Annotated in this window: 13 protein-coding genes; all 13 read right to left on the bottom strand. The window is 48.2% G+C overall.

Annotated features, from left to right (window positions below):
* Positions 1 to 109 precede the first annotated feature (109 nt).
* Positions 110 to 640 carry a GDP-mannose 4,6-dehydratase gene (locus WC659_07020; protein MFA4873646.1) on the bottom strand — a complete coding sequence of 177 codons (531 nt, stop codon included), beginning with the start codon at positions 638 to 640 and terminating at the stop codon, positions 110 to 112.
* Entirely contained in the window at positions 637 to 1,515 is an 879-nt protein-coding gene (locus WC659_07015) for an NAD(P)-dependent oxidoreductase (protein MFA4873645.1), read from the bottom strand. Before WC659_07015 ends, WC659_07020 begins: the two co-directional genes overlap by 4 nt.
* A 19-nt stretch (positions 1,516 to 1,534) precedes the next feature.
* Positions 1,535 to 2,068 (bottom strand): NUDIX hydrolase, encoded by a 534-nt coding sequence (locus tag WC659_07010; protein ID MFA4873644.1) that lies wholly within the window; start codon positions 2,066 to 2,068, stop codon positions 1,535 to 1,537.
* Positions 2,069 to 2,244: 176 nt separating this feature from the next.
* Positions 2,245 to 2,814, bottom strand: a complete 570-nt coding sequence (locus WC659_07005) for an AAA family ATPase (protein ID MFA4873643.1) — start codon at positions 2,812 to 2,814, stop codon at positions 2,245 to 2,247.
* 304 nt (positions 2,815 to 3,118) lie between these two features.
* The gene (locus tag WC659_07000) at positions 3,119 to 3,505 is read right to left on the bottom strand and encodes a hypothetical protein (protein MFA4873642.1); all 387 of its coding nucleotides are present in this window, start codon (positions 3,503 to 3,505) and stop codon (positions 3,119 to 3,121) included.
* 110 nt (positions 3,506 to 3,615) lie between these two features.
* Positions 3,616 to 4,746: an ATP-binding protein gene (locus WC659_06995; GenBank protein MFA4873641.1), complete on the bottom strand. Its 1,131-nt coding sequence runs from the start codon at positions 4,744 to 4,746 to the stop codon at positions 3,616 to 3,618.
* Between the two features lie 239 nt (positions 4,747 to 4,985).
* Positions 4,986 to 5,318, bottom strand: a complete 333-nt coding sequence (locus WC659_06990; protein ID MFA4873640.1) for a HEPN domain-containing protein — start codon at positions 5,316 to 5,318, stop codon at positions 4,986 to 4,988.
* Positions 5,305 to 5,640: a nucleotidyltransferase domain-containing protein gene (locus WC659_06985; protein MFA4873639.1), complete on the bottom strand. Its 336-nt coding sequence runs from the start codon at positions 5,638 to 5,640 to the stop codon at positions 5,305 to 5,307. Before WC659_06985 ends, WC659_06990 begins: the two co-directional genes overlap by 14 nt.
* Positions 5,641 to 6,063: 423 nt before the next feature.
* Positions 6,064 to 6,747, bottom strand: a complete 684-nt coding sequence (locus WC659_06980; protein MFA4873638.1) for a nucleotidyl transferase AbiEii/AbiGii toxin family protein — start codon at positions 6,745 to 6,747, stop codon at positions 6,064 to 6,066.
* Positions 6,726 to 6,980, bottom strand: coding sequence for a hypothetical protein (locus tag WC659_06975; GenBank protein MFA4873637.1), 255 nt, complete (start codon positions 6,978 to 6,980; stop codon positions 6,726 to 6,728). The genes WC659_06980 and WC659_06975 overlap by 22 nt, the downstream gene beginning before the upstream one ends.
* Before the next feature lie 142 nt (positions 6,981 to 7,122).
* Positions 7,123 to 8,166 carry a type I glyceraldehyde-3-phosphate dehydrogenase gene (gene gap / locus WC659_06970; GenBank protein ID MFA4873636.1) on the bottom strand — a complete coding sequence of 348 codons (1,044 nt, stop codon included), beginning with the start codon at positions 8,164 to 8,166 and terminating at the stop codon, positions 7,123 to 7,125.
* 36 nt (positions 8,167 to 8,202) lie between these two features.
* Positions 8,203 to 8,910 (bottom strand): UMP kinase, encoded by a 708-nt coding sequence (pyrH, locus tag WC659_06965; GenBank protein ID MFA4873635.1) that lies wholly within the window; start codon positions 8,908 to 8,910, stop codon positions 8,203 to 8,205.
* Between the two features lie 426 nt (positions 8,911 to 9,336).
* Positions 9,337 to 9,924, bottom strand: a complete 588-nt coding sequence (gene tsf, locus WC659_06960) for a translation elongation factor Ts (protein MFA4873634.1) — start codon at positions 9,922 to 9,924, stop codon at positions 9,337 to 9,339.
* Between the last annotated feature and the right edge of the window lie 153 nt (positions 9,925 to 10,077).

Genomic DNA, 10,077 nt, shown 5'->3' with positions numbered 1-10,077 from the left:
AAGAGCAGTATTCCGCAACCTTCAAATCCGTCTGTTTCCTCTCCAATTTCAGGACGTTAGCCAGAAGCTAACCGCCTGGGATTGGGGAAGAAGCGACTTATTAACGAAATTATTTTGCAAAGGGTCTATTGGTGATGGTAACTTCAATGCCATAGGTATTTGCCCAGGCAAAGATGGTGGACTCGGCGGCGGCTTTACCCGCAGAATAGGGATTGCCGGGTTGTACGAGCGAATGTTCAGTGAAGGGATGTATGGTTGCCGCACCGAAGACTTCATCGGTCGAGACGTAATGGAGCCTTTTTACGCCGCTGTGTCGCATCGCCTCCAAGACGTGAACCGTTCCTAAAGAATTGGTTACAAAAGTAGTGACGGGGTCTTTGATGCTTAAATCCACCGCCGATTGTGCCGCAGCATGGATAATGAGGTCTTGATGTTTCATCGCATCGATAAGTTTCGGTTCATCTCGGATATCCCCTTCCATGACTTTGCAACCTTCTACCTCTGTCCATTGCAGTGCCCTTGGATTCACCACCCTGAGATCCAGTTTATCGTAGATGGTCACCACATGCCCATTTCTCAGCAGGAACTGGCAGAGGTGAGTTCCAACAAACCCAGCTCCTCCTGTTACGAGTACTTTCATGACATTCTCCTTTCTTGTTCCAAACGGTTTCCATAGATTGAATGGTATTCTTCTAGTGCTTCATCCCAATGGGGAAGTTCTGCGTCGGGATAGATGGTACTCAACGCAGAGAAATCTGGACGCTTAATGGGTGAGGGGAACGCACATGAAGAGACCTTCATTAGTGGATTAGTATATTGCCACAATGCGAGCACCTTCCTTGCTATATCATAGCGGCTCACGACACCCTGATTTGCCAGGTGCCTGATTCCTTGGGTTTGATTGAGGGCATATTCAAGCATCCTCCTTGCTACATGGGGTGCGTATGCGAGGGTGCCTCGCTTGTCGTCCACTGCTTTGATCTGCAAACCCGCGGAGGCTTGTTTTAAAATTGCACCAATGAATTTTTGATCCTTTTCGGGGCTTATCCCGAACAACCAGCCGATCCTCACAATGAGAACCCTGCAATCGGTCTCACGGACCAAGTGCTCGGCAGCAAGCTTGGAGATAGCATAAACGCTAGTGGGGTTGCTCGGTTGGTCATCTTCACAATACCCTTCATTGCGAAGGCTGCCGTTGAATACCGCATCCGTTGAAACATGGATGAGTAGCACATCACGTTCTTTCGCGGCCTTTGCAATATTCCAGGCACCGACTGCATTCGTTGAGTGACATGCTTGCGGTTCATCGTGGCAGCGTTTCCAGTCCGTCATCGCCGCGCAATGGATGAGCACGTCACCTGGTGAAAGTGCTCGAAGCCAATCGCGACATTGTTCAAAATCAGTAACATCAAGCCCGCAATGGAGTGGCGCAATGACAGGCACTTCAATTCTGTTTCCTTCAACACGAATGGAAGAACCCAGTACGCCGGAACCTCCCGTGATCAGTACTTTCATCTTGTTCTCCTTTCATTTGTTAATGATCGTTTTGGGTAGTTAATTTATAAAGTGCCGCAATGAGATAGTCGTCGAAAATCTCATTACGGGCAATCATTTTCGAAATTTCTTCTAACGGAAATTTTTCTATCTTCATACACGCTTCGGCATCTTCATGGGAAGTTGGTGCCGCGGTGAGCTGTTCTGCTAAAAAAAGATATCTCGTGCTGTTCATCACGCCGAGAGCCGGATGGACGAATCCGAGCGATTTCCATTTTCCCGCCTTCAACCCCGCCTCTTCACGTAACTCCCTTTCCGCAGCTTTCTGAGGCGTCTCGTCTTTTCGTATATGCCCGGAGGGCAGTTCCCATGAATCCATATTCACGGTGAACCGATACTGTCGTACTAAGTATATGGCAGTATCCTCTCGGGCTATGACCGCAACCGTATCAGGCATTGAGACAACGCCGTATACACCTGTTTTCCCTCCGGGGAAAACTACCTGGTGCTCGCGAACCTCTATCCAAGAGTTTCTATATTTAAGCGTTGTATCATTAATTTTCCAATTGATCATAAAATGGAATGTTGTAGTAATAATTCTTAAAACTGCTTTATACTCTAACCCATGCTCTGACCGCTGTCAACAACAAAGTATGCGCACGTATTACCACTGTACTGCGCCGTCAGCGTACAGAATAAAAGCCCCAATCCATTTACTGAATCGGGGCAATAGGACGATCGTTTCTTTCGTTACGTCAGTGCCTTTATTAATGCCCGTGCGATCACGCTTGCTTCATCAGACTTTATCGAAATTTGGGTGATTCTATTGCCCTGAGTATCAAGCTGCAAAAAGTTGACGGTGCGCAACTCATCATCAGTCAATGCTTGAGCTTCCCGCTCGTATAATGAGAGCAGTTCTGCAGGAGAGTCGAAAATCCATTCCCCGTTTTTTATCTTTTCGCGTAATCTTTTAAGATGCTCTTCACGTCCGCACACACATTTGATCAGAAAACAACAGGCATTAATTTTTTGGACAATAGTATATACTCTCTCGCGCAAGTCAAGACTACGGAATACGCTATCCAACACCACTATATCATAATCAGAGAGAAGGCGTTCTATCTCCTGATAAAATACTTCGTGCGTGTCTTTTATACTCTGAGAATACTGTTCAAGAGTGTGGACACCAACCAAACTCCCTTGCTTTACAAAAGAATCTCTCCTGACAACGCCCACACCATTAAGAGTTTCCTGAATTTTAATGGCCGCCGTAGTTTTGCCAGTTCCTGGAAAGCCATTCATCATGATGATCGTCTTCATACTATCTCCTTTGCTTGAATTGTGAAAGAAACTATATTGGTTTCGCCTAAGGTTATAAGAAACCTCCGTGCTCAAATTGAACACGGAGCGGAGAAAGCTTACAAAGTCCAAATTAATATGTCAACCAAGTGTGTATAAATCCCTGTATAAGTCATTCAAACATTTAACGGTACCCGTGAAGGTACCGCCTTTTAGTTCTGATAAATTGTATCTCCCAATATTCGCGTACACAACCACATCCCCACCTGCGCGCGCTTTAAAGACAAGGGATTATAAACCCTAAGATTGTAGTACAGAAAACGGGTCATATGGATACTTTTGGCAAAGAAGGGAATACTTCAATTTGGCGCAAGAACGCCACATCCTCTACTGCGAGAATTGACTTATTCGCTAAAAGTTCCACAAGGCGGTTGAGTTTTTCGTCCTCCTTGCGGAGCTTGCTAATGAGGTGCCCTTCAAGATCGGCAAGCTTATCATCAAGGTAAGACTTGGTGACCATGGTAGCTTCGATTCGGCCTAACCTCTCTCCGTGCTCTACGAGCATCTTACCGTGCGCCTCGAGCATTTTACCATGATCATCAAGAATAGGAAGGATATTTTGCTCCAACACTTTCCCTACCTCAAGGATGAGCGTTTTATTATTTTCCTCAAGAATCCCCTTAAATTGTTGGATATCCTGCGTATCGAGCATATCATAATGACATTATCACGACTTAAACTATACACCTTTCCTATTCTGATGCAAATATCGGCTCAATCCATATCAAATTCATTACCATAATGAAAAAAATAAAACAGCTATCAGCCTAAAAGGACAAAATCTTTATAATTTCCCCTATGCACGACTGTGATGCTGCTGCCGGGGTATGCCTTCTGGAAAACCGCAGGCATCCGGTATTTGTCACTCGTGAGCTTAAACTCAAACGCCGCCACATGCCCGCCGTGCTCCTCCACTAAATCTATTTCCTGCCCTTGCCGTGTCCGCCAAAAAAACATATTCTTCTCATATCCGTGGTTCTGATTCATTTTTAACCGTTCACTCATCATAAAATTCTCCCAGAGCACGCCTGCGTCCTGGCGGAGATGCAGGGGATTTACATTATTAATGAGGATATTTCTCACGCCCGTGTCATGGAAATATACCTTGCGCAGCTTCTTCAGCTCATTTCGCAGGTTGCGGTTAAAGGGCGTGACACGGAATACGATAAATGCCTGTTCAAGAATGTTCACATAGCTCGCAATTGTTTTTTTATCTACGCCGACGAGCGATGACAATTCGCTATATGAAACCTCATTGCCGATTTGCAGCGCAAGCGCTTGCAGAAGCTTCTCAACCGCTTCACTGTTCTTAATCGTTTGAAAATGCAGGATATCCTTATAGAGGTAACTGCGTGCTACCTCCTTCAGCGCATCGAGCGCGTCTCCTTTCCCTGTGGCAATTTCCGGATACATCCCATATATCATTCTCCTCTCCAACAGCCGATCCCTCACTATATCATCCTCGCGTGGAGCCATTTCCTCCAAGGACAACGGATAAAGATAAAATTCCCGTTTGCGCCCTGTCAATGGTTCAATAATTTTGTTTGCTAAATCAAATAAAGATGAACCCGTGGCGATAATCTGCATTTCAGGATACGTATCTGCCATGAGCTTCAGCGACATGCCGATATTGGTAACCCGTTGCGCTTCATCAAGGATGACAAGCTTCTTCTCCCCCAAAAAAGCTTTGATTTCAGTTGACGTTTTATTGCTCAATGCGCTCCTGACATCCGGCTCGTCACAATTAAAATATACTGCATCAGGATACTTTTTCTGAATTTCTTTCACAAGCGTAGTCTTCCCTACCTGTCGTGCGCCATAGATAATAATAACCTTACCTTGAAATAAGCTTTTCTCAATGTTTTTTTGGATAAAACGCGCAATAATTGCCATACTAATATAATTTAGGGGAATCTACTCCCTTAATTATATATCATTTCGGGGAATTGGTAAATACCACAAAACGCCAAAAAATAAAAAACACCCTCCTCGGGGAGAGCGGCGGTGAGTAGGTTGGTGTAACAATAAGATGTGCTTCTCGACCAAATTACAGTCAATTTCAGATATGTGCAGCAATCTTACTCTGAACAAACTCAGCCGTCTCTTGTGCCATATGTACAAAATTTGCTAATTCACTCTCGGCGTAGGGTTCCTCTCCTCCAATAACACGGATACCGCTCCCTCTCGTAAAGAGGCGCAAGCCGCACCATCGCATCTCTCAATACGCCGAATGAATCATCCTGGTCGATACAAAGCTGAACCAGCAGGGTAAGATCATGCGTGAACGGGTAATCAATTCCCATCCCGAGCAATGCCGCCTTTAGCGCTTTCTCCGCTGCTTGGTGACAGTGTACCGCGATCGTGTCCGCATGCCCTCCGTATTCCAGCAACTTCACTGCTGCCACGCAATCGTGCCGCGCTTTCTCCAGCCACTCGAACGGCTCTTTGGAATCATGAGGGTTCATAGAGCACCTTTCCCTCCTTTTCAATCTGGCGAAAAAAATAACGGCCCTCTTGAAGCCCGCGCGTATACTCCTGGCGCGTGAGCACGATGGGAGTGAAAGGTAAACGAGGCTGCGCCCCCTGAACCAGCCGCAACACCTCCACCATGCGATCATACGACCGTCCTTTTGCGTCCTTAATAATGAGCATATCAATATCGCTCCCCTGCCGGAGTTCGCCACGCGCCGCTGAACCGAAGAGAATAATTTTTTCGGGCTGATACCTCTCTTTAATCACCTTAGTGAGGGAGCTAATTTCCTTTTGGTAGGATTCATGAAGGGTCATACGAGCCATTAAATTGTTATTATCCAATCACGAAAAACAGCATACCAGAATATACACGTTTATGTCCATCTTACTGTACTCATATGTACAGTAAGACATAACTTAATAAATAAAGGAAGTGTTCCGCCTCATCCCGATCCGAGCGAAGCTGCCTCCGAGCGCTTGAATCGCAATCAACGAGCCAAGCGTTTAAGCTCATCTTTGAGAAACATCAAAACCTCTCACAACGCATAGGCGGGGACAATGATCTCCCCCTTTAGAAGGGGGAGTTTGAGGGGGTCCAGGTAAGCGCGTACAAATATTAACATTTTGAGGACTCTACTCCACTCATTCCTTACCATTTTGGGGAATTGGTAAATACCACAAAACGCCAAAAAATAAAAAACACCCTTCATGAGGGTGGATGGATGGGGAGGTAAGATGTCAAAAAAGCAATTTCCGCGCCATCCGCGGCACTTCGCGCAAGAAATAACCCTTTATTGTCTGCCAATCGGCCTCGAAAAACAGCTTTGGCATGGGGTCTTTCTCCGCATCCGCAAAGTACGTGAGGCTTTTAATAATATGCGTCAAATTCCTGTTTTCTCCGACATACTGGTTGAAAGAACGCAAAATCGCATTTTCAATCGGTTCGACATTTGTCCCATACCAATACAGGTCCACGAAATCCCTCTTCCTTCCCCGCTGGCTAATCGCTTCAATCTTCATCGCGGCGATGTCGCGAGGCGCCACCATCCGCACCGAACCGCATTGAAGAAACGAGGAAGGATGAAAAAAAGGATACGCGATGAAACTCATCTTCGCATCCTGGTATCTTCCGTAAAGAGTGCCCTCTGCAAGAAAGTCAGTCCGCCACTTGCCGGCGAGCATAAGCTTCTTCTCAAATTGCGGTTCTTGAAAACTCTTCCGCGGGGTGAAGAAAACCAAATCCTCCGACTCCCTGTGCCCTACTTGCAATGCGAGCGCCGTACCGCCCGCGAGGTACCACCCTGCGGTTGCGAATAACCTATCCCGTACGCTTTCTAAAAATGCGTGGCGGGTGGCCGCAGGCAGCCGGTCAATATGCAAGTCATTTCGCGCTGCGCGTTTTACTTGAACACGAGATCCCATAAAATGCGCGACTTATCATGGATAACACGCGACTCCTTGAGTGTTTTCCTTATGAGTCTCTTGGAATAATGATGCGCCAGCCACCGCACTTCTTCTAATTCGCCGAAATCAAGCACGCGCTCGATGATATACTCGGCATGCTTCTCGGGATCGATCGTTTTCGGGTCCACGTCCCAAAAAAGGGATCGCCGAAAAGGCATCACTTCCTTCCGCACTTGCCGTTTATTTTTCATACGTTGTTTTGGTCTCATGGCCTTATTTTACTATATATAACGCTTATTTACAAAATAAACTCCCCGCTTATACAACTCCATAACAATAAACAATTTAACAGTCACACAGTTCAACAATCTAACAATTTAGCAGTTTAACCATTCACTTCTTCCCCATCACCTTTGCCGCCATTTCCACCAAGCGGTTGGCATACCCCCACTCGTTGTCATACCACGCAAGCACTTTCACGAGATCCCCGTCCACCACTTTGGTGAGCGACAAGTCGACGATGGCAGACTCGGTGCGGCCGACGATGTCGGATGACACGATCGGCTCTTCCGTCACCGCGAGGACTCCTGCATAGCGCTCGGCGTTCGCCGCTTTTTTGAACGCCCCGTTCACCTGCGCGACGGTCACTTTCTTCTTCAAAAGGAATGTAAAGTCTGAAAGCGACCCGCAGAGCACTGGCACGCGCAATGCGAGCCCGTCGAAAATCCCCCTCAAAGCGGGAATGACGCTCCCCAAGGCCGATGCCGCGCCAGTCGTGGTAGGAACAATATTGGCGAGCGCCGAGCGCGCGCGCCGCAGATCAGGATGGAGCGCGGGAGGATTTGAATCAACTAGATTTTGCTCTGCGGTGACCGCGTGCACGGTCGTGAGCATTGCCTTCTTCACGCCAAACGCGTCACTCATCACTTGCATAACTGGCGCAATGCAATTGGTGGTGCATGACGCATTCGATACCAGCGCCTCTCCCTCATAATGGTCCGCATTGACCCCTACGAGAAATGTCTTCGTCTCTCCTCCTTTGGTGGGCGCGGACACGACCACCCGCTTGGCGCCCGCCTTGAGGTGTGCCGCCGCCGCGTCGTCTTTCGTAAACCTGCCGGTGCATTCCAAAACCACATCAACCTTGAGTTTCCTCCAAGGAAGGAGAAGGGGATCTTTTTCGCCAAAAATAGGAATCTTTACGCCATCAATAACCAGTGTCCCTATGGGCTTGCTCGCGACTACCGATTTTACGGGAATCCCCCTTACCTCGTGGTCCCAGTGCCCGTACACGCTGTCGAATTTCAATAAATGCGCAAAGGTCGCGACATCGCCGGGATTATTGATCGCGACGACCTGCATATTCTTCCGCTTCCAGGCGATCTTCAGTGCCGCCTTGCCGATGCGTCCGAAACCGTTGATGGCTATGTTGAGCATATCGTTATAGTGTTAAATTGATAAATGGTTAAATGGCTAATCTTTCACCACGCTCCCTACTTTTTCCCCGCGTAATACTTTCAAAAGCCTCCCAGTCCCCCACTTGAATACATGGATGGGCAAATGATACTTTTGCGCGAGGTCAAAGGCGGCCAGATCCAAAATCCCCAACCGCTTCTCAATCGCTTCACTAAAGGTCAGTACGGGATACTTCACTGCGCGCTTTGATTGTTTAGGATCGCGATCGTACACCCCGTCCACATCGTGAGTCGCCTTCATCACTGCATTTGCGCCGATCTCCAAGGCTCTTATCACTGCGCCGGTATCAGTGGAGAGGAAACGGCCTCCAGAGCCGCCCGCGTAGAGCACCACTTTGCCCGCACCCAAATCATCCTGCGCACAGATAGGGTCATCTGAATTCACATAGCTCACTATCGCAACGCCACGAAGCACTGCAGGCACATGATTGCGGATGAGCGCTCTCTGCAGCAATAATCCATTCACCACCGTGGCAATAATGCCCGCACGGTGGCCCGCAAGCTCGTCCTGCACATCGCCCTTCACTGTTCTCCCCCGCATGATATTGCCGCCGCCCACCACCACTGCCACCTGCACTTTTTCCTTCACAAGCCCCGCAAGCTCTTTCGCCACCTTCTCATACCTCACAAGGTCAACGCTCTTCCCCTTCCCCCCAAACAATTCCCCCGACAATTTAATAAGGATTCTTTGATAAAGGTATTTCATATATTTTTTTCCATTTAAACCTATTGTTAATATTGATACATATAATAGCTGCGGTGTGTTGGGTTTCACTGCGATAACCCCGCAGAATCACTCGCTTCGCTCGCGCTCTACGGAGCAGGCTGTTCAAGTGGTGTCCCCCAGCGAGGATTGCTCTTGTGCAACCCTCCGCAACCAGCCCAAGCATGGTGTCCGACGTATATCGGACTTGGGCTGGTGAGGCGGAGCGCATCCCGACGCTGGTCGGGATGACGCGTGTTGCGCAACGAGCAAGCCGAGCGTTGTGCGAGTTCCGCAGCGAGAAGTCCGACACTCGCGGCGTGTCTGTCTGATGTTGAAAAAACTGTTTCTATTCATATTCATAATACCTAATTTTCCATATAAACAAAAGACCCGCTTGTGATGAGCGGGTCTTGAAAATTTCCACAATTACACTTTCAGCCTGACAAATTCCCTTATCTCGATCTTCTCGCCGATTTTCGCGGTGGCTTCCACAATGAGATCTTCAATGGTCTTGCTCTCGTCCTTTACAAATGCCTGCTGTAAAAGGCAGGTGTCTTTATAAAATTTCTGCATTTTCCCTTCCACGATCTTTTCCACCATCGCTTCCGGCTTCTTCTCCGCCCTCACCTGATCGCGATAAATCTCCCGTTCCTTCTCCAGCACATCCTGCGGGATGTCCGCGGGAGCGAGGTACTGCGGATTCATGGCCGCGATGTGGAGCGCGATCTCGTGCGCGAGCTGGCGGAAACTGTCGTTCCGCGCGACAAAATCAGTCTCACACGCAAGGCTCACGAGCACACCCACCCTTGCATTCGAATGCACATACGCTTCCACGACCCCTTCGCGGGCAACGCGATCCTGCCTCTTCTCCGCTGCTTTCATCCCCTTTTTCCTCAAAAGCTCTATCGCCTTCGCCTCATCCCCTCCCGCATCTTCCAGCGCGCGCTTCGCGTCCATCATCCCCACGCCTGTCTTTTCACGGAGGTCTGCTACAATAGATGCAGATACAGACATAAAAAACTATTCAATTTATTCCAACGCTCCCACCCCTATTTGCCGCAAATCGCTGTTGGTAATGCCACTGCTTAAGAAACGCATGATCTGGTAGGCAAGGTCGCCGTCTTTGAGGTAGTAACGCTTGCCATCGTGGATATACCAGGCTTGGCC

The sequence above is a fragment of the Patescibacteria group bacterium genome (assembly GCA_041645165.1).
GTDB lineage: Bacteria > Patescibacteriota > Patescibacteriia > 2-02-FULL-49-11 > 2-02-FULL-49-11 > 2-02-FULL-49-11.
The sequence above is the reverse complement of the archived record's forward strand: the minus strand, read 5'-3'. Positions and strand labels throughout refer to the sequence as shown.

Excerpts from the sequence above, each read along its gene's own strand:
- WC659_07020 (MFA4873646.1), bottom strand. The coding sequence starts at position 640 with ATGAAAGTACTCGTAACAGGAGGAGCTGGGTTTGTTGGAACTCACCTC.
- WC659_07015 (MFA4873645.1), bottom strand. The coding sequence starts at position 1,515 with ATGAAAGTACTGATCACGGGAGGTTCCGGCGTACTGGGTTCTTCCATT.
- WC659_07010 (MFA4873644.1), bottom strand. The coding sequence starts at position 2,068 with ATGATCAATTGGAAAATTAATGATACAACGCTTAAATATAGAAACTCT.
- WC659_07005 (MFA4873643.1), bottom strand. The coding sequence starts at position 2,814 with ATGAAGACGATCATCATGATGAATGGCTTTCCAGGAACTGGCAAAACT.
- WC659_07000 (MFA4873642.1), bottom strand. The coding sequence starts at position 3,505 with ATGCTCGATACGCAGGATATCCAACAATTTAAGGGGATTCTTGAGGAA.
- WC659_06995 (MFA4873641.1), bottom strand. The coding sequence starts at position 4,746 with ATGGCAATTATTGCGCGTTTTATCCAAAAAAACATTGAGAAAAGCTTA.
- WC659_06990 (MFA4873640.1), bottom strand. The coding sequence starts at position 5,318 with ATGAACCCTCATGATTCCAAAGAGCCGTTCGAGTGGCTGGAGAAAGCG.
- WC659_06985 (MFA4873639.1), bottom strand. The coding sequence starts at position 5,640 with ATGACCCTTCATGAATCCTACCAAAAGGAAATTAGCTCCCTCACTAAG.
- WC659_06980 (MFA4873638.1), bottom strand. The coding sequence starts at position 6,747 with ATGGGATCTCGTGTTCAAGTAAAACGCGCAGCGCGAAATGACTTGCAT.
- WC659_06975 (MFA4873637.1), bottom strand. The coding sequence starts at position 6,980 with ATGAAAAATAAACGGCAAGTGCGGAAGGAAGTGATGCCTTTTCGGCGA.
- gap (MFA4873636.1), bottom strand. The coding sequence starts at position 8,166 with ATGCTCAACATAGCCATCAACGGTTTCGGACGCATCGGCAAGGCGGCA.
- pyrH (MFA4873635.1), bottom strand. The coding sequence starts at position 8,910 with ATGAAATACCTTTATCAAAGAATCCTTATTAAATTGTCGGGGGAATTG.
- tsf (MFA4873634.1), bottom strand. The coding sequence starts at position 9,924 with ATGTCTGTATCTGCATCTATTGTAGCAGACCTCCGTGAAAAGACAGGC.